Below are 18,946 nucleotides of genomic sequence, written 5' to 3' on the forward strand. Positions count from 1 at the left end.
CCTTTGGAACAAGCATCTCGAGCGTCACCATCTCGAGTTCTTGCTGGGCGGGTGTCGGCTTCTTGAGCATGAACCCTATTAAAGAACAAAGCCCTGGCCGAAGCCAGGGCTTTGTCAGCAGTCTGAGGCACCCGCCCGGGTGCCTTTTTTGTTGCGCGTCGAAAGGTCGTAGGGAACGACAGCGCGACGAGCGCGGCGGTTATCGCCCGAACAAGCGTGCCAGGCGTTCCACCGCTTCCTCGAGCGACTCGTAAGCGGTCGCGTAGGACAAGCGAATGTAATCGCGCGGCGCGTGCTTGCCGAAGTCGAGCCCCGGTACCAACACCACCCCCGCATCGTGCAGCATGGCCTTCGTGAGTGCGGCGCTGTCGCCTGCTGCCGGGTGCGCGACGTCGCGGCAATCGGCATAGACGTAGAACGCACCGTCGGGGTGAACCGGCACCTTGAACCCGAGCCGCTCGAGCGCGGGCACGATGAAATCGCGCCGGCGCTTGAATTCGAGGCGCCGGCCTTCGTAGATGCCGATCGTCTCGGGCTCGAAGCAGGCGAGGGCGGCGTGTTGCGCGAGCGCGGACGCGCAGATGAACAAGTTCTGCGCGAGCTTCTCGAATGCGCCGATCATCGACGTCGGCACGACGAGCCAGCCGAGGCGCCAGCCCGTCATGTTGAAGTACTTCGAGAAGCTGTTGACGGTCACGACATCGTCGCCGAACGAGAGCGCCGAGACCGGCCGCGCATCGTACGATAACCCCTGATAGATCTCGTCCACGATCGTGAAGCCGCCGCGCGCGCGCACCGCCTTGACGATGCGTTCGAGCTCCGCCGGCTCGATCGACGTGCCGGTGGGGTTCGACGGCGATGCGAGCAGCACACCGCGTGTTTTGTCGCCCCAGAAGCGCTCGATGTCGGCGGCCGTCAGCTGAAATCGCGCCTGCGGCCCGCTCGGCACGAGCACGGGTTTGCCTTCCGTGGCCGCGACGAAGTGGCGATTGCACGGGTAGGACGGATCGGGCATCAGCACTTCGTCGTCGCGATCGACGAGGGCCGCGCAAGCAAGCAGCAACGCGGCCGATGCCCCGGCCGTGATCACGATGCGTGCGGGATCGACGACGAGCCCATACGTGCTTTGGTAATACGCGGCGATCGCCTCGCGCAGCGGCGCAATACCGAGCGCGCCCGTATATTGCGTGACGCCGCGCCGCAGCGCTTGGGCGGCGGCTTCGACGACGGGCTCCGGCGCCGTGAAATCGGGCTCGCCGATTCCCATGTGAATGATGTGGCGCCCCGCCAATTCGAGTTGCCGTGCTTCCTTGGCCAACTCCATGACGTAGAACGGAGCGATGGCGTCTACACGCGACGCGAGCTTCGTGAGCGGTTCTGCGGCGATGTTCATGCTAAGACCTGTTCTTCCGGAGCCGATCGGCGTGGCGGCGGGTAGCGCATCCACGCGAGCGAAACGGCAGCCGTGGGTTCACCGGTTGGTGCGCCCCGCCTGCGATTCCGTGGTGCGCAGCTTCAACGCGAGCTTGTCGAGCACGCCGTTGACGTACTTGTAGCCGTCCGAGCCGCCGAACGTCTTGGCGAGTTCGACCGCTTCGTTGATGACGACCCGGTACGGAATTTCCACGTGATGCTTGAATTCGAACGCGGCGACGAGCAGCACGGCCCGCTCGACGGGCGAGAGCTGCTCGATCGGCCGATCGAGGCAAGGCGCGAGTTCGGCCGAGAGTTCGGCGTTTTCGCGGATCACCCCGTGCAGCAAAGCGTCGAGGTGCTCCTGATCGGCTTTGTCGAACCCTTGCGCCCCACGCAACTGGGCGTCGATCTCACCGGCGGGCGCACCCGACAGCAGCCACTGGTACAGCCCCTGCGTGGCCAGTTCGCGGGAACGTCGGCGGGCGCTCTTCATGCCTCGTCCTCTTGCTCTTCTTCGTCCTCGTCCTCGTCGTCATCGCCGCCCAGTTGTTCGAGCGCGACCGAGAGGTTCGCCATCTCGACGGCCACGCGCGCGGCGTCGCGACCTTTTTCGGTCATGCGGGCCACGGCTTGATCGTCGGTTTCCGTCGTCAGCACGCCGTTCGCGACGGGAATGCCGAAGTCCAGCGCGATGCGCGAGACGCCCGAGCCGCTCTCGTTCGAGACGAGTTCGAAATGGTACGTTTCGCCGCGGATGACGGCGCCGAGCGCGATCAACGCGTCGAACTGGCCGCTTTCGGCGAGCTTTTGCAGCGCGAGGGGGATTTCGAGTGCGCCGGGCACCGTCACGAGCAGCACGTCTTCGCCCGCGACGCCGAGGCGCTCGAGCTCTTCGATGCAGGCGTCGGCCAGGCCGTTGCAAACCGGCTCGTTGAAACGCGATTGCACGATGCCGACGCGCAGGCCGTCACCGTCGATATTCGGTTGGTATTGTCCGATTTCCATAAGAGGTCCGTAGAAAGTAGGTAAAGGGCGCTAGGCGAACTGGTGCCGGCGATTATGCGCCAGGGCGCACGGGTGCGCCCGGCATCGGCACGAAACCCGTCACTTCGAGACCATAGCCCGACATACTGCCGAGCCGCCGCGGGTTCGACAACACCTGCATTTTGCCGACGTTCAAATCGCGCAGAATTTGTGCGCCGACGCCGTAGGTCTTGAAATCGACGGGCCGGCGCTTGAGTTCCGCGGCCTTGTCTTGCTCGTCGAACGCCCTGAAGACGTCGACTAGATGATCCTTGCTGTCGCTGCAATTGAGCATGACGACGACGCCGAGATCGCGTTCGGCGATCTCTTTCATGGCGGCGTCGAGTGTCCACGAGTGCGTCGAGGTGCCCACTTCGAGCAAGTCGAGCACCGAGAGCGGTTCGTGCACGCGCACGGGCGTCTCCAGCTCGGGCGCGGGTGTGCCGCGCACGAGGGCGAGATGGGGCGAGCCGCTCGGCTGGTCCTGATACAAGATCGCGCGAAACACGCCATGCGCGGTTTGCATCGTACGCTCGGCCACGCGCGTGACGATGGATTCGGTGCGGCTGCGGTAGTGGATCAGATCGGCAATCGTACCGAGCTTCAAATCGTGCTGCGCTGCGAATTCCATCAAATCGGGCAGGCGCGCCATCGTGCCGTCGTCCTTGATCACTTCGCAGATCACGGCCGCGGGCGTGAGGCCGGCGAGCGCCGTCAAATCGCAACCGGCCTCGGTATGGCCCGCGCGCACGAGCACGCCGCCGGGCTGCGCCATGATCGGAAACACGTGGCCCGGCTGCACGATGTGCTCGGCGCGGGCGTCGCGCGCAACTGCCGTGGCAATCGTGCGCGCGCGATCGGCTGCGGAAATGCCTGTGGTAACGCCTTCGGCCGCTTCGATGCTGACGGTGAACGCGGTACCGTACTGCGTGCCGTTGCGGTAGGTCATGAGCGGCAAATTCAACTGCTTGCAACGCTCTTGGGTCAGCGTCAGACAAATGAGGCCGCGACCGTAGCGAGCCATGAAATTGATCGCTTCCGGCGTGACGAAATCGGCCGCGAGCACCAGGTCGCCTTCGTTTTCGCGATCTTCTTCGTCGACGAGGATCACCATCCGGCCGGCTTTGAGCTCGGCGATGATCTCGGGAGTGGAGGCGAGAGACATGTCGTTGGGAATGTTCGAGAAAGCGCGTATTTTACGCCACGGCGCGCGGCACGGGCCGTGCAATCGCACGCACGCGCGCACGAGCATGCCTCGGCCCCTCGTTCGTGAGCACCGAGGCCGCTCGAGTACTTAGCTTTGCTCGAGAAACGATCCGATATGCGTGCTGATGGAATCGGGCTCGTCTTCCAAGCTGTAGTGGCCGGCCGTGTCGAGCCGACGCACGGCGGCGCCCGGGAAAGCCGCTTCAAACAACGGGAGAAAGTGTTCCGCGTTGAGCGTTCGATCCCGCATGCCCCAGATCGCGAGTGCGGGCTTGACGGCGATGGCCCGGCGAGCCGCGTCGCCGGGGACCTCGAACCGGTGTTCTCCGAGCGCGAAACCCTTGGCCCAGCCGATCGCGCCTAGGCACTGCGCCGCGCTCGAAAAGCGCGAGCCGTACGCCTGGAGCCAAACGTCGCCGATCAGGTCGTGGTTCTCGAAGCCGTTCAGTTTGAGCGTGCTCAAGATGTTGAACTCGAGTTCGCCGAGCACGGCTTCAAGGCGGCCCTGCGCATGTGCTTTCACGATCCATTGAAACCAGGGCGAGATTCGCGCGTTGGCGGTTAGACGCTCGCCAAGGTCCGGTTGCCCGAACGGTGTAGGTCCGTTGACGGACACGATCGCGCGAATCCGGTCCGGGTGACGCGCGGCCAAGCCCATCCCGACCGGACCGCCGAAGTCGTGCATGACGAGCGTGATGTCGCGCAGATCTTGGGCGAGCACGAAACGCTCGAGGTTCTCGATGTGATCTTGCAGCCAGTAGCTGCGCGTAGGCGGCGTCGCGCTTTTGCCGAAGCCCATGTGATCGGGCACGATGACCCGATACCTGTCGCGCAACGCCCTGATCAAATGGCGGAACAGGTAACCCCAAGTCGGTTCGCCGTGCAAACACAGAATGGTTTTGCCGTCGCGCGGACCTTCGTCGACATAGTGCATCGGGAATCCCGACGCATGAGAAAAGTGCGGCATGTAGGGGAAGGTGCCGTCGAACGTCTCGTCAGCTCGAATCATCGTAGCTCCCGGTTAGTGACCACGAAAAGGTGGGGAGATGGGCGCGATTAGCCGGCGTGAAGCGGGCGACGGCATGCGCGGCATCTGGACGGTTTCAATTTGAAACCGTTGCTTTTGTAGCAGATGAGGTTTTAAATTGCAACCATCTATTCGACGCCGGCATCGAGGACTTCTTCATGGTCAAGCGAATCTCTCACCAAGCTACGCCTTGCGGCGTGGCGCGGCCCTTGGACGTCATCGGCGATGGATGGTCGTTGCTGATCGTGCGGGATGCGTTCGCGGGCGTGCGCCGATTCGGGGAGTTCCAGTCGAGCCTCGGGCTCGCGAAGAACATCTTGGCGGCGCGTCTGCGGATGTTGATCGAACACGGCATTTTCGAGGCCGTGCCCGCGGCGGACGGCGCTGCCCATCAGGAGTACGTGCTGACCGAGAAGGGGCGGGGGTTGTTTCCGGTGCTCGTCGCGCTGCGGCAATGGGGCGACGCATTTTGCTTCGAGGCCGATGAGGCGCGCGCCCGCTTGCTCGACAAAAAGACGAAGCAGCCGCCCCAAACGCTTGAGGTTCGGGCTCAAGACGGCCGGTTACTGGCCGCCGAAGACACCCTCGTGCAGTTGCCGTGAAGCGAGGGCGTTCGAACGGCCTGGGCGATGGGGCGGGCTCGTGCCCGTGAAGCCGCCCCCGACTATCGTCGATCGGTCGCCGCGTGAGCCGCGTGGCGAATTCAGACTACCGTTTCGCGCTCCGGCGTCGCGCTGATCTTGTGCACCGAGAGGTCCGCGCCGTCGAACTCGCTTTCGTCGTCGAGGCGAATGCCTACCGTTGCGCGCAGCACGCCATAGACGATCGCGCCGCCGGCTGTTGCGATCACGATCGCCGCCAATGTGCCGATCGCTTGCGCGGCGAGCGACACGCCGCCTGCGCCCCCCAGCGCTTGCATACCGAAGATGCCGGCGGCGATACCGCCCCATGCGCCGCACAGGCCGTGCAACGGCCATACGCCCAACACGTCGTCGATGCGCCAGCGGTTTTGCACGATGGTGAACATATGGACGAACAGGACGCCGGCGATGACGCCGGTCACGAGTGCGCCGATCGGATGCATGATGTCGGAGCCGGCGCACACCGCAACGAGTCCCGCGAGCGGACCGTTGTAGGCGAAGCCCGGGTCGTTGCGCCCGGCGAGCCATGCCGCCAGCGTGCCGCCGACCATCGCCATCAACGAATTCACCGCGACGAGGCCGCTGATCTTATCGATCGTCTGCGCGCTCATCACATTGAAGCCGAACCAGCCGACCGCGAGCACCCATGCCCCGAGTGCGAGAAACGGGATATTCGAGGGCGGGTGCGCCGCGATGCGTCCATCGCGCTGATAACGGCCACGGCGGGCGCCGAGCAGCAGGACCGCGGGCAAGGCGACCCAGCCGCCGAACGCATGAACGACCACCGAGCCCGCGAAATCGTGAAACTGCGCGCCGAATGCGGAAATCATCCACGTTTGCAGGCCGAACCGGTCGTTCCAAGCGATGCCCTCGAAAAACGGATAGACGAAGCCGACCAGAATGAACGTGGCGCACAGTTGCGGGTTGAACTTGGCGCGCTCCGCGATACCGCCGGAGACGATCGCCGGGATGGCCGCGGCGAAGGTCAGCAAGAAGAAGAACCGGACCAGTGCGTATCCGTTGTGCTCGGCGAGCGTCGATGCATTGCCGAAGAACTGAACGCCGTACGCGATCGTATAGCCGATGAAGAAGTACGCGATCGTGGAAACCGCGAAATCGACGAGGATTTTGACGAGCGCGTTGACCTGGTTCTTCTTGCGCACGGTGCCGAGTTCGAGGAACGCGAAGCCCGCGTGCATGGCAAGCACCATTCCGGCGCCTAGCAGGAGGAACAGTGTGTCGCTGCCCGATTTCAACTCATTCATAAGATCACTTGGCGCGCAAAAAATAGGCGCAAGAAGCAAGTCGCGTACCAAGGCGGTGAATCGATGTTCCTCATTTGTGCAAAAGGCCGCCACGGCGGTGATTCGCGCACCAAGGCGGTTCGGGTGTGTCGGCCGCAACGATCGCGCATCCGCACATAAGAGGTGCGGCGAATGCACGTTTCTTGAGCGTGCGCACCTGGAGCGAGCATTCGCGGGCGATTGCGGGGCAGGCCGGGCGATCGACCGCCCGGCCATGCGACCTTTGCGATGTTGACGGGTTATGCGAATTTGCGGGCGATTCGACGTAGCATGCCGCCATCCACGCGCCACCCCAGCGTTACCCCGAGACTTGCCACCACGATCAGTGCGACGCCGAACATCTGCAGCGGCGCGAGCGTCCGGCCATACACCAGCCAATCGACGAGGACCGCGGTCAGCGGGTAGATGAACTGCAGCACGGCGATTACGGGAAGCCGCAGCTTAGGAACGGCGCCATAGATCAGCGCGTAGGACAGCCCCGTGTGCAGGATGCCTAAGCCCGCGAGCCACCCGTATTGCGACAGGCTCACCTGTCCGAGTGCGGCGGCGGGCGTTAGCCAGGGCAGCGTCGCCACGCCTACCGCGCATTGGATCATCGTCAACAGGTGCGGGCGCAAGCCACCGAGCGCTTTGGCGATCAGCGTCACGCCGGCATAAAGGACCGAGGCGATCAGCGTAAAACCGATGCCGGTGAGATACGCCCGGTTCGCCGACAGCGTGCTCCACCCGATTCCCGCAGCCATGGCCAGACCGGCGAACGCCGCGACGATCCATGCGAAGCGCGTCGCGCCGATCTCTTCGCGGAAGATCACGGCGCCGAGCAGGACGACCCAAAACGGCTGCACATGGAAGACCACCGTGGCCACCCCGATCCCGACGCGCTGGAGCGCCGCGAAGAAAAACACCCATTGCGCCACCATCAGCAGGCCCGACAGCAGCGCCAACCCCACCAAGCGGCGGCTGTAGCGTTGGCTTCGGAAATAGCCTTTCCAAGCGCAGTAGACGGCCAACGTGGCGAGGCCGAATACGCATCGATAGAAGACCGTCGTCACGGGATCGAGCCCGGCCTTATCGACGAAGACACCCATCGTGCCCATCAGCGCGGCGGCGGCGGAAAACCCGATCAAGCCTTGGCGTGCTGAGGCTCGTGCAGCGGAAGTGGCGGTCGGCATAGCGGCTCCTGGATGACCGCCGTAGTATCGAGGGCTTGATTCGCCGACTCAAACGAATAAAACTGAGCGAACTTATCAAAACCGTTAATGAATCATGGCTCCCGACTTCGATGCCGATCTGCTGAGGACTTTTATCGCCGCTGCGGAATTGGGCAGCTTCACCAAGGCCGCTCAAGCCGTGTACCGCTCGCAAGCCGCGGTGAGTATGCAGATCAAGCGCTTGGAAAGCGCCATGGGCACGGCCTTGTTCGTTCGCGACACCCGAAACTTGTCGCTGACGCGCGCGGGGGAAACGCTGCTCGAGTACGCTCGCCGCATTCGTTCGTTGCAGGACGAAGCGTGGGCCGCCGTGGCGCGGCCCGATATCGCCGGGCACGTGGTGCTCGGCAGCCCGGACGACTACATCTCCTCGTTGCTGCCGCCGGTGCTGCATCGGTTCTCGGCGATGTATCCGGCCGTCGAAATCACGGTGATTTGCGCGCAGAGCACTGCGCTCGCCCCGATGCTCGCGGACAACAAGATCGACCTCGCCTTCGTCACCCGCGATCCGAGCTTGAGGCTCAATGGCGAGTTCATTCGCCGAGAGCCCGTTCGGTGGGTCGGCAAGCCGGACGAGTCGCGGCTGTGGCTCTCGCGCCCGCTGCCGGTCGCGCTGTACGAGGCGGGGTGCGCGGCGCGGGCCCATACGGTCGCGGCGCTCGATCGCGCGGGCTTGCCGTACCGGGCCGCGTACAGCAGCGCTAGCATGCTCGGACTGCTCGCCGTGGTGGATGCCGGCTTGGCCGTCGCGGCATTGGCGAGTTGCAGTATTCCCGATCGATTGAGCGTGCCCGCCGGGCGGTACGCACTGCCGGAAATCGAGCCGCTCGATATCGTGGTAGCGCGAAGCGCAAAATCCAATCGGCCAACTTGCGATTTTCTCGCGGCTCAGATGCAGCAGGACTTAAGTAGGCCGGAGTCGCATGTCTCGACCTTGGACTCGTTGATGCATGGTTGAATTGCAATTGGAAGAACCGGTACGCGGTATTCTTCAGTAATCCATCGACGACAAACGTTTGCGCCGTCGACATTTGCCGGATATTGCGGATCGATCCTTATTTGGAATAAGAGGGAGGCGCTCGATGCCGTATCCTCTGCGACTTTGCGGCAGGGAGCCGTGCCCAAACGTGTTGAGCACGGTCGCCTGATCGTTGATTTCTTCTTTTGGGTCTGGGGATCGTAACTCGGTAAAGAAGGTCGATCGCCTTTATTTGCCAGTTTCGTCGGCCTCGACGCTGGTGGGACATCCCCTTAACGCATCCGTGCAAAAGGAATGCTTGCTCTCAGGTTCAATGCAAGATAAAAACGGCCGCGCATTGGTCGCGATTATAACAAGGCCCGGGATTTTCCATCGACAAATAATGCTGACCTGTGAAAGTTACCAGTTGCTTTGTGAGGTAATTGCTTCCGACAACGAAGACCGAGCCGCGCCCTCCGGGCCGATCTCTCGGTGGGGCGATTGACATGTAGCGTTCATAGGCGGCCGCTAGCATCCACGGGCGGCGGTGCAACCATTCAAGAGGCCCAGACGATATGACGAAGAAGATCTCCCCCGATTCATCTTTGAACGCAACGAGCGCAGGGGTCTCGCGCCGCGGTTTTCTCAAGCTCGCGGGTGTGTCGGGCATTGCCGGTGCGGCGGGCGCGCTGGCCGGTGCCGCGAAAGCGGCCGACCCGAATGCCGTCGCGGACGGTACGCCCGAGCAAATTCATTTGACGTGGGGCGAGGATCCTACGTCGGAGGTCGTGATCTCCTGGGCGTCGCAGGCCGCGGCGATACAGCCGCGCGTCACGGTGACCTCCGATCATGGTCACAGCAAGACGGTGCATGCGGTACAGCGCACGTACACGGACGGGCTCAGCGGCGTCGTGGTGTTCTCCTACCATGCGCGCGTGCATGACCTGAAGCCGGACGCCACTTACCGCTATGAAGTGACGGCGGACAACAGCAGTGCCTTGGGCAACCCGTTCAGCGCCAGCTTCAAGACCGCGCCGCGGGGGCGCAAGCCGTTCCGCTTCACGAGCTACGGCGACCTAGCCACGCCCAATACGAATTGGGTGCTGTCCTCCCCGCAAAGCCGGTTCGCGGTGGAAGCCGTCGAGCGTTTTCAGCCGCTCTTTCATTTGCTTAACGGCGACCTGTGCTACGCGAACCTTAACCCGATGCACCAAACCGAGGTGTGGCGCGACTTCGCGAACAACGTGCAGACTTCTTCTGCGAACCGTCCTTGGATGCCGTGTCCGGGCAATCACGAACTCGAGTTCTACAACGGCGAACAGGGCCTCGATTCATACCGGACGCGCTATACGCTGCCCGAGAACGGCACGCGTTTTCCGGGCCGGTGGTACGCGTTCCAGGTGAGTTCGGTGCTGTTCATTTCGCTCGATGCCGACGATATCGTTTATCAGGATGCCGCCGCCTTCGTCGCGGGTCCCGCGCCGCTCGTGCCCGCCCCGAGCACCGGCAATGCGCCGATCGAGCCGGGCACTTCGTTGTACGTGCGCGGCTATAGCGACGGCGAGCAGACTCGCTGGCTCGAGAAAACGTTGCGCCGGGCGGCCGACAGCCATGACATCGACTGGATCGTCGTGCAGATGCACCAAGACGCGCTGACCTCCTCGAAAACCGGCAACGGCTCGGACAAAGCGTTACGCGAGGCATGGCTGCCGCTGTTCGAGCGCTATGGCGTCGATCTCGTGCTGTGCGGACACGATCACGACTACGAGCGCAGCTACCCGGTCTGCGGCTGCTTCCGTCACATGGGTACGGACGTGAAGACCGGCGAGCGCGTCGATACGCTCACGCCGAGGCCGGTGCGCCACGCGCAGGTGGGGGCGAACACATTCGATATGACTCGCGGCACGATTCACCTGATTCTGGGTGGTGGCGGCACGAGCGCACCGCTCGACGTGTACGGCATCGATAGCGGCACCGGCAATCCGCAAGCGAAGGTATTCACGAAGCCGAACCGCCCGACGCCGGGCGCGACGGAAGGAACCTTCGTGCGTGCCCCGGCCGATGCGGTGGAAGATGCCGTCTGGTCGGCGCAGCGCGATACCGGAACGGGCTACGGCATCGCGGTGTTCGACGTCGATCCGGGCGAGCACGGCGGCAGGACCACGATCACGATGAACTACTATCACGCGCCCGGTGCCGACCATACGCCGACCGGCAACTACGAACTCTTCGAGACGGTCACGCTGACGAAGCGCCGCCGTTGAGCGGCGGCAGGGCGGGCGTTTCCCTCCGCGTTTTCGGAATTGACGGGATCGCGCGGACGTCGATGCGCTGTTCGATCGTGCCGTCGGCGCGGGCGCTTCCATGGTTCGGCCGCTGACCGATCACTTTTACGGCGAACGCAGCGCGACCGTCCGCGATCCGTTTGGTCACCAGTGGATGCTGGGCGCTCAAATCGAAAGACTCACGCCCGAGGAGATGCAGCGCCGCTACACAGCGCTGTTCAACGAGTAACTTCGACGTCGAACAAGCGGCGCCTGTCTTACACGCGCGGCCGGGTGAGGCGAGGCATGCCGGAGAGCCATCCCTCGCCTCACACGTCAGCAGTTGCCCTTCTTCGCTTGTCCGGGCGGGCAGAAGCCGTTTCCGGGGCCGCCTTGCGGACGAACGACTACGCCCGGTTCGTCCGGCAAATACACGGCACATGCGGCCAGCGCGTTGGATGCGAGGGCTAAAGCGATAATGAGTTTCTTCACGATGATCCCCGACGCGAGAGGGCGGTGTCCGCCCCCTTGCTCATGATGGTGATGTTAGAAAGCGAAATTGACGTTGGTCTGACTGGTGACCGAGATGTTGGTGGCGGCGGATTGCGTTGCGCCGGAAGCCGCGTCGGCCTCTACCGTATATTGTCCCGCGGACAATGTCGCGGCCGTCAAAGCGATCGGCAGTGCGTTGCTATAGCTGCCGACCAGCGGCGCCGCGGTGGGAAGCGTCATCGTATAGGCGCCGGTATCGAGGTTCGCGTTTGCGGACCCGATTTCGTAGGTCCCCGTCGACGCGTTTTGAAGCGCTCGAATCGACGCATCGGCCGACGCGGTGACGGTGCCACTGACGGTATTCATGGTCGATGCGGGCAATGTGATTGGTTGCGCTGCGGTCGATACGTGCGTCGTGGCGCCGACGACCACCGGCACCGAGGCGATGATTCCCGTCGTCTCGTTCGGCTGCGCAATGACGATGTCGTAGTTGCCGTTGGTGGTGCTTTGGACCAGCGTCGAAAACACGAAGTGCCCCGTGCTATCCGCGATCGTGCCGCTGACCACCTTGCCGTTTTGTTCCGCGTAGACCGTTGCACCGGCTTCGGCGGGTGCGACATAACCGTCGATCGTGCCGACGACGGTCGTGGGCGTCGCCGTGACGACGGGTTTCAGCGCATAGCCGCCGTTGCCTTGTTGAACGACCGATTTACAGGCGTTGAAATCGAGCACCAGATCGACAGTCGAATTGGCCGCGACATCGAACGGGCGGATGATCTTCAAACCGCTTTGCGTGGCGCTCGGCGTCGCTAGGGCTTGTTCGGCGGACGTTCCGGACACGACGACCGAGTTGGCCATCGAGTTACCCTGGTTTTGTGCGAGGACGAGCCTGATTTGCTGATATTGGCCCGCGGGGAGCGTGGTTTGGCCGAGGGTTGCCATTGCACCGTTCGTCAGCGCGAGCAGATCGATCTTTTGCGGCGTGGCCAGCGCGATCGTGGCCCACCCGCTGTCGTTGTCGCCTGCGGACGAACTCGCGTTGATCCGCACTTGCGACACGGTGACGTAGACGTGATCGAATCCACATGCGGGCGCATCGGTAATTTGCGCGTTCACCGTGCCGGTCGGCGTACTGGCGCTTCCCCCGCCGCCGCCGCCGCAGGCTGCCAGTACCATCGGCGCAATCAGGACCGAGGCCGCTGCTTTATTTAGGATCTTCATGATGCTCGCCCCTATTATTTCTGGTAGTGGCGAGAATACATTTCCGGCAGCGGCGTTGGCCGTTCGGTTTGCAACAATTCGGTAATTTTGCGCGGTATTTGTAACGCGCGCGGCGACGGGAGTTAACCGGGTTGGTCAGAGCGGCGCCTCTGCCTCACATAACCGCCCCCAACTGCCACGGCACGAACTCGTTCTGCCCGTAGCCGTGCGTTTCGCTTTTCGTCTGTTGTCCCGACGCCGTGGCGAGCATGAGTTCGAAGATCGCTGCACCGACTTCTTCGACGCTTTGCTCGCCGTCCAAGATGGTCCCGCAGTTCAGGTCGATGTCCTCTTGCTGGCGCTGCCATAGGGCGCTGTTCGTGCCGAATTTCAGCGACGGCGCCGGCGCGCAGCCGTAGGCGGAGCCACGCCCGGTCGTAAAGCAAATGAGGTTCGCGCCGCCGGCCACCTGGCCCGTTGCGGAAACCGGATCGTATCCGGGCGTATCCATGAACACGAGCCCGTGCGCGCGCACCGGCTCCGCATATTCGTACGTTTCGACGAGCGGGGTCGTGCCGCCTTTCGCCACCGCTCCGAGCGATTTCTCTAGGATCGTCGTCAAGCCGCCCGCCTTGTTGCCGGCCGACGGGTTGTTGTTCATGTTGGCGTTCATCCGCGCGCAATAGTCTTCCCACCAGCGCAGCCGTGCAACGAGTTTTTCGCCGACTTCGCGCGAGGCCGCGCGGCGTGTCAGCAGGTGCTCCGCGCCGTAGATTTCGGGCGTTTCGGAAAGGATCGCCGTACCGCCGTGCGCCACGAGACGATCTACGGCCGAGCCGAGCGCGGGGTTGGCGGAGATGCCCGAATAACTATCGGAGCCGCCACATTGCAGGCCCACCGTCAGATGGCTCGCGTCCACCGGCTCGCGCGTCACGCGGTTCGCCTGCGCGAGCAGTTCGCGCACGCGTTCGATGCCGGCGGCCACCGTGCGAGCCGTTCCGCCCGTTTGTTGGATCGTCATCGTCGTGAGCTGCGTACTTCGTTCGAGATGCTCCGTCTCGACCAGAGCGTCGATTTGATTAGTCTCACAACCGAGCCCGACGATGAGCACGGCATAGAAATTCGGATGCCTTGCATACCCGGCGAGCGTACGCCGAAGCACGTCGATCGGCTCGCCTTCGGAGGCCATCGCGCAGCCCTGGCCATGCGTCAGCGCTACCACGCCATCCACGTTCGGAAAGGCTGCGAGCGCCTCCGGGTGGATGTCGCGGCGAAACTGATCGGCGATCGCACGCGCGACCGTGGCCGAACAATTGACCGTCGTCAGAATGCCGACATAGTTGCGCGTAGCGATGCGGCCGTCCGCACGTCGAATGCCGGCGAACGTCGCACGCCGCGCGGCGCGCGGCGTCTCATGCACGTCCACGCCGAACGCATAATCGCGCTCGAACTCCCCCATCGAAAGGTTATGGGTGTGGACGTGCTCCCCGCATCGAATCGGGCGGCTGGCGAAGCCGATGATTTGCCCATAGCGGCGTACCGGCGCGCCGGCTGCGACGTCGCGCACGGCGATCTTGTGCCCGGGCGGAATGAGACCTGCCACGCGATGCTCGGCGTCGAGCGGCGCGCCGGGCACGAGTTGTTCGCGCGCGAGCGCCACGTCGTCGCGCGGATCAAGCAGAATCAATGCGCTAGAAAGCTGCGGCGCAGGCCGTTGGCTACTCGAAGTCATCGCAGGGCTCCCGCGTACGCACCGCGCACGCCGACATAGATGGAATAGATAGAGGTGGACGCCGCGATGAAAAGACGATTGCGCAGCGGCCCGCCGAAGACGAGATTCGCCACGGTTTCGGGCACGAGGATCTTGCCGAGCAGCGTGCCGTCGGGGGCATAGCAGTGAATGCCGTCGCCCGCGCTCGTCCAGACGTTGCCGTGCTCGTCCACGCGCATGCCATCCGGCACGCCCGGCGTGACTTCCGCGAACACGCGCCCGTTATGCAAGCGGCCGCGCGCATCTACATCGAACACCCTGATATGGTGCGGGCCGTTCTCGATATGCGATGCGCCGGAATCGGCCACGTAGAGCCGCGCTTCGTCCGGCGAGAATGCGAGCCCGTTCGGCTTTGCGAAGTCGTCGGCCACGCGCTCCACCGCCCCGGTGTCCGGCGCGACGCGGTATACATGACAGGCGCCGATCTCGCTCGGCGCACGATAGCCTTCGTAATCGCTCAGGATGCCGTAGTCGGGATCCGTGAACCAGACGGCACCGTCCGATTGCACGATGACGTCGTTCGGCGAATTGAACCGGCGGCCGTCGTGGCGATCCGCGATGACGGTGATGCGCCCATCGTGTTCGGTGCGCGTGACGCGGCGAGTGCCGTGCTCGCAGCTCACGAGCCGGCATTCCCGGTCCAAGGTATTGCCGTTGCTGAAGTTCGCGTTCGCACGAAATACCCCCGCGCCGATGCCCGGTACCCAGCGCATCATGCGGTTATTGGGGATGTCGCTCCACACGAGCATGTCAGCCGCCGGCAACCACACCGGCCCCTCGGTCCACATGCATCCGCCGGCGAGCTTTTCGAACGGCGCGTTCGGTTGAAGCAGCGCGCGAAAGCGCGCGTCGTGGACCTCGTATTCGTTGGGATTCATCTTGTTTTCCTAAGTCATTCTCGTTGCAGCCAACAAAAAATGGGCCGGGGCGCCGCTCATTGGCGCACCTTGTGTCCGCTCGCGACGACCACGGCGATGATGAGCACGCCATAGACGATCGAACGGACGCCCGCGCCGGCGCCTAACGCATTGAGCATTGCATTGGTGAGATAAAGGAATAGCGAGGCGCCCCAGACGCCCGCTACGGTGCCTTTGCCTCCCGCGACCTCGGTGCCGCCGATCACCACCACGGCCACGGAGATCAGCATGTATTCCACGCCCATGTCGAGCGCCGCACCGCCCGATACCGCCGCCAGCAGGAGTCCCGTCAACGCGGCGATGATTGCGGCGAGCACATACGTCACGCAGCGCACACGCTCCACTTGCACGCCGGCGAGCCACGCGGCTCGCGCGTTTTGGCCCAGCGCCGAAAGCGCGCGGCCGAACACCGTCCGATGCAGCACGAACGCCAGCGCGGCCGAGAGCACCAGCGCGAGCCATGCGATATCCGGTACGCCGAAGAGCCGTGCATTCGCGAACGCTTGCAGCGCGTGGGGCGGGGCGGGCATGCCGCGACTTTGCGTAATCGCAATCGATTGCACGATGAAGCTCGACGAGAGCGTGGCGATGATCGGCGGGATGCGCAGCACGCGAATCAGCAGATAGTTCGCCAGGCCCACGAAAACGCCCACCGCGAGTGCAACGGCAATGCCGAGCAAGATGAGATCGTCGCGGCCTTTCATCAACTGCACGCCGAGCACGCCGCTGAGCGCGATCGCGGAAGGCATCGACAAATCGATGTTGCCGGGGCCGGCCGTAATGACGATCATTTGGCCGAGGCCGACCAGCACCATGAACACGGCGAACACGAGCGCGGTCGCGACGACGTTGCCGGCGACCGAGACGCCGAACACGCAGGCGACGACGAGCCAGACGAGCAGCGCGCCTGCGAGCGACCAGAGCCAGGGCGTGTCCCGCGAGCGCAGGCGGGCCACGAGCCCAACAATGCCCATAGGCGGCTCGACCGGAGCGCCGCCGGACGTTTCCGCGGTTGCCGCCGCCCGGGTACTTGAATCGTTCGCGCTCATCGTTGACCTCCGCGCCGTTGCAGCAGCACGCGCAGCGAGAGCACGACGATCAAAATCGCCCCTTGCATGCCGACTTGCCAGTCAGGCGACACGTTTAGAAACGCGAGAAACGAGGCAGCCAGGGTGAGCGTCGTCGCGCCCAGTACCGCCCCTATCACCGACACACGCCCGCCGATAAACTCGCCGCCGCCGAGGATCACGGCGGCGATCGAAAGCAGCGTGTAGCGCAGAGCGAGATTCGCATCCGCGGAGGTGGTCAGCCCAAGCAGGCAGAGCCCCGCGAGCACCCCGAAGATGCCCGCGATGCCGTACAGCAACGCCTTACCGCGCACGAGCGACCAGCCGAAACGCCGCATCGCACGCGGGTTGCCGCCTGTGCCGCGCAGCCGCACGCCGAACGAAGAGCGCATCAGCAGTAGATGCGCGAGAACGGCGATGACGGTCGACCAGAGGATCGGCGCGGCGACGAAAGGCGTTTGATATCCCATCACCGAAGTGAGCCAGGCCGGGCTCGCGCCGCCGGGCGTCGGCAACAGCAGGACGGCGAGCCCGTTCCAGACGAACGAGAGGCCGAGCGTGACGACGATGGACGGAATCTGCCTGAACTCGACGAGGGCGCCCACAGCCGCATACAGCAGCACACAACCGGCGAGCGCCGCAAGGCCGACGAGCGGCCGATCCGCCAGCAGCGTGGCCCCGATGCAAGCGACCAAGCTGACGAAGGGCCCAATCGACAAATCGAGATCGTTGGCGGTGATGATCGCCAGTTGTGCGAGCGTTGCGAGGACGAGCGGCACGGCGAGATTGAGCAGCAGCCCGATGCCGAAGTAGCTGAAGGTGGTGGGCTGCAGAAAGAAGATCGGCACCAGTACCGCGACGAGCGAAAACGCGGGCAGCAGCGCGCGCAGGGTAGAGCGATCGAGCGTCCGGTTCATGCGGCGATCTCCTCGACATCGGCGAAGCTCGCCGCCAGCAACGACTGCTCGTTGCATTCATGGGCGTGCAGCAGCCGCGTGACGCGGGCCGCCCGGAACACATAGGTGCGATCGCAATGGGCGAACTCGTCGTTCTCGGTGGTGTACCAGATGAAGGTGCGGCCATGCGCCGCTTCCTCGCGGATAAGCCGATACAGCTCGCGCTTCGTGCCGATATCGACCCCGCGCGTGGGATCGTCCATGAGGATCAATTGCGCATCCGATGCGAGCGCGCGCGCAAACAGCACCTTCTGCTGATTGCCACCCGACAGCGAAAGAATTCCAGCACCCGAAGAGGCGCCGCGGATGCCGATGCGCTCCGTCCAAGTGGTGGTGAGCGCGCCCGCCGCGCGGCGATCGATGACGCGGGGAATCAGGCCAAACGGTCGCGCAGACGTGTTGCGCTTACGAGCCCCGCCGAGCAACCATCGGATGTCCAGGTTTTGCGCGATCGACCATAGCGGAAAGATGCCATCGCGCGGACGATCGCCCGCCACGAACGCTACCCGTTCCCGTGCGTTCGTGGCCGCCTCGTAGATCGCGAGCAAGGCTTCGCTCTGTCCTTGGCCGGCCAGCCCCGCGAAGCCGATGATTTCGCCGCGCGGCGCATCGATCCGCGTCCGCCCCCCGGGGCCTAGCGTCCAGTGGTAGGCATCCGTCGCGAGGGCCTCGCCACGGCCGCTTTCGCGCCGCGTCGCTTGAACGACACCGGCATCGAGCTCCTGGCCCATGGCTGCGACGATGGCGTCATGCGCGATGGCCTCGCGCGGCAGCACCGCCGCCACGCGCCCATCGCGCATCACGAGCACGCGGTGGGCCACACGCACGATTTCGCCGAGCATGTGGCTGATCAGGATCGTCGCGATGCCGCTTGCGCCGGCCTTGCCGACGAAAGCGAGCAACTGCGCGGCCGTATGCGCGTCGAGGCTAGAGGTGGGCTCATCGAGGATCACGAGCTTCACAGGATCGCTGACGACCGTGAACGCGCGCGCGATCTCCACCATCTGACGCTTCGTCAGCGTGAGATCGGCGATGAGCTCGTGCCCCTTCAAGCCATGCCCGGGAAAGATCGCGTCGAGCTGCTCGAGCATCAGACGCGTCGCGCGGCGGCGCCAGTCGTGGCCGCGCAGTTCGGGGTGCAGGATCGACATGTTCTCGGCCACGCTCAGGTTCGCGCACAACGACAACTCCTGAAATACGCAGCGCACCCCCGCGTCGCGGGCGGCGTTCGGATCGTAGGCCGACACCGGGCGTCCTGCGATCGTGATGCTCCCTTCGTCGGGCTGAAACACGCCCGTGAGCACCGCCATCAGCGTCGATTTGCCCGCGCCGTTGTGGCCAGCGATGCCGACGCATTCGCCGGGTCGAATGTCGAAGTGCACGTCGGCCAGCGCTTTCACGCGGCCGAATGTCTTGCCGATTCCCGCGAGCGATATGAGCGCCGGCGGCGCGCCGCTCGGATGCGGCTCTCCGAAGGCATGAGCGTCGACCAA

At 64.2% G+C, this 18,946-nt stretch carries 17 protein-coding genes and 1 pseudogene; 4 read left to right on the forward strand and 14 right to left on the reverse strand.

Annotated elements, in window-relative coordinates; translation table 11 throughout:
• Positions 1 to 199: 199 nt before the first annotated feature.
• The 5 genes from C0Z18_RS14375 to C0Z18_RS14395 all read right to left on the reverse strand — a co-directional run bounded on the left by C0Z18_RS14375 (position 200) and on the right by C0Z18_RS14395 (position 4,654).
• Entirely contained in the window at positions 200 to 1,393 is a 1,194-nt protein-coding gene (locus C0Z18_RS14375; RefSeq protein WP_102646100.1) for a pyridoxal phosphate-dependent aminotransferase, read from the reverse strand.
• Positions 1,394 to 1,471: 78 nt separating this feature from the next.
• Complete coding sequence (gene nusB, locus C0Z18_RS14380; RefSeq protein WP_102646101.1) at positions 1,472 to 1,909, reverse strand: transcription antitermination factor NusB; 438 nt, start codon at positions 1,907 to 1,909, stop codon at positions 1,472 to 1,474.
• The gene (ribH, locus tag C0Z18_RS14385; RefSeq protein ID WP_102646102.1) at positions 1,906 to 2,421 is read right to left on the reverse strand and encodes a 6,7-dimethyl-8-ribityllumazine synthase; all 516 of its coding nucleotides are present in this window, start codon (positions 2,419 to 2,421) and stop codon (positions 1,906 to 1,908) included. The genes nusB and ribH overlap by 4 nt, the downstream gene beginning before the upstream one ends.
• Positions 2,422 to 2,473: 52 nt before the next feature.
• On the reverse strand, positions 2,474 to 3,604 hold the full coding sequence (gene ribBA, locus C0Z18_RS14390; RefSeq protein ID WP_102646255.1) for a bifunctional 3,4-dihydroxy-2-butanone-4-phosphate synthase/GTP cyclohydrolase II: 1,131 nt from the start codon (positions 3,602 to 3,604) through the stop codon (positions 2,474 to 2,476).
• A gap of 129 nt (positions 3,605 to 3,733) precedes the next feature.
• Complete coding sequence (locus C0Z18_RS14395) at positions 3,734 to 4,654, reverse strand: alpha/beta fold hydrolase (protein ID WP_102646103.1); 921 nt, start codon at positions 4,652 to 4,654, stop codon at positions 3,734 to 3,736.
• A gap of 176 nt (positions 4,655 to 4,830) precedes the next feature.
• Here C0Z18_RS14395 and C0Z18_RS14400 point away from each other — a divergent pair, with 176 nt between their 5' ends.
• Positions 4,831 to 5,274, forward strand: a complete 444-nt coding sequence (locus tag C0Z18_RS14400; RefSeq protein ID WP_102646104.1) for a winged helix-turn-helix transcriptional regulator — start codon at positions 4,831 to 4,833, stop codon at positions 5,272 to 5,274.
• Between the two features lie 101 nt (positions 5,275 to 5,375).
• On the opposite strand, the gene C0Z18_RS14405 is transcribed toward C0Z18_RS14400, so the two are convergent.
• Positions 5,376 to 6,578 carry an ammonium transporter gene (locus tag C0Z18_RS14405; protein WP_102646105.1) on the reverse strand — a complete coding sequence of 401 codons (1,203 nt, stop codon included), beginning with the start codon at positions 6,576 to 6,578 and terminating at the stop codon, positions 5,376 to 5,378.
• Between the two features lie 278 nt (positions 6,579 to 6,856).
• The gene (locus tag C0Z18_RS14410) at positions 6,857 to 7,789 is read right to left on the reverse strand and encodes a DMT family transporter (protein ID WP_102646106.1); all 933 of its coding nucleotides are present in this window, start codon (positions 7,787 to 7,789) and stop codon (positions 6,857 to 6,859) included.
• 94 nt (positions 7,790 to 7,883) lie between these two features.
• Here C0Z18_RS14410 and C0Z18_RS14415 point away from each other — a divergent pair, with 94 nt between their 5' ends.
• The 3 genes and pseudogenes from C0Z18_RS14415 to C0Z18_RS14425 all read left to right on the forward strand — a co-directional run.
• Positions 7,884 to 8,786, forward strand: a complete 903-nt coding sequence (locus tag C0Z18_RS14415; RefSeq protein ID WP_102646107.1) for a LysR family transcriptional regulator — start codon at positions 7,884 to 7,886, stop codon at positions 8,784 to 8,786.
• A 575-nt stretch (positions 8,787 to 9,361) separates the two neighbouring features.
• Positions 9,362 to 11,050, forward strand: a complete 1,689-nt coding sequence (locus C0Z18_RS14420) for a purple acid phosphatase family protein (RefSeq protein WP_102646108.1) — start codon at positions 9,362 to 9,364, stop codon at positions 11,048 to 11,050.
• 55 nt (positions 11,051 to 11,105) lie between these two features.
• A pseudogene (locus C0Z18_RS14425) lies at positions 11,106 to 11,300 on the forward strand (VOC family protein); the annotation flags it as partial.
• An 86-nt stretch (positions 11,301 to 11,386) separates the two neighbouring features.
• Here the strand turns inward: C0Z18_RS14425 and C0Z18_RS14430 are convergent.
• From C0Z18_RS14430 to C0Z18_RS14460, 7 genes are all read right to left on the reverse strand, one after another.
• Positions 11,387 to 11,542, reverse strand: a complete 156-nt coding sequence (locus C0Z18_RS14430) for a hypothetical protein (RefSeq protein ID WP_102646109.1) — start codon at positions 11,540 to 11,542, stop codon at positions 11,387 to 11,389.
• 54 nt (positions 11,543 to 11,596) lie between these two features.
• Positions 11,597 to 12,763: a DUF4382 domain-containing protein gene (locus tag C0Z18_RS14435; RefSeq protein WP_102646110.1), complete on the reverse strand. Its 1,167-nt coding sequence runs from the start codon at positions 12,761 to 12,763 to the stop codon at positions 11,597 to 11,599.
• 154 nt (positions 12,764 to 12,917) lie between these two features.
• Positions 12,918 to 14,474 (reverse strand): UxaA family hydrolase, encoded by a 1,557-nt coding sequence (locus C0Z18_RS14440; RefSeq protein ID WP_102646111.1) that lies wholly within the window; start codon positions 14,472 to 14,474, stop codon positions 12,918 to 12,920.
• Positions 14,471 to 15,391 (reverse strand): SMP-30/gluconolactonase/LRE family protein, encoded by a 921-nt coding sequence (locus tag C0Z18_RS14445; protein WP_102646112.1) that lies wholly within the window; start codon positions 15,389 to 15,391, stop codon positions 14,471 to 14,473. The genes C0Z18_RS14440 and C0Z18_RS14445 overlap by 4 nt, the downstream gene beginning before the upstream one ends.
• 56 nt (positions 15,392 to 15,447) lie before the next feature.
• The gene (locus C0Z18_RS14450) at positions 15,448 to 16,404 is read right to left on the reverse strand and encodes an ABC transporter permease (RefSeq protein WP_102646256.1); all 957 of its coding nucleotides are present in this window, start codon (positions 16,402 to 16,404) and stop codon (positions 15,448 to 15,450) included.
• 71 nt (positions 16,405 to 16,475) lie between these two features.
• Positions 16,476 to 17,414, reverse strand: coding sequence for an ABC transporter permease (locus C0Z18_RS14455; RefSeq protein ID WP_102646113.1), 939 nt, complete (start codon positions 17,412 to 17,414; stop codon positions 16,476 to 16,478).
• Complete coding sequence (locus C0Z18_RS14460; RefSeq protein WP_102646114.1) at positions 17,411 to 18,946, reverse strand: ATP-binding cassette domain-containing protein; 1,536 nt, start codon at positions 18,944 to 18,946, stop codon at positions 17,411 to 17,413. The genes C0Z18_RS14455 and C0Z18_RS14460 overlap by 4 nt, the downstream gene beginning before the upstream one ends.

It is taken from the genome of Trinickia dabaoshanensis, from assembly GCF_002879885.1.
In the GTDB taxonomy this organism is placed as follows: domain Bacteria; phylum Pseudomonadota; class Gammaproteobacteria; order Burkholderiales; family Burkholderiaceae; genus Trinickia; species Trinickia dabaoshanensis.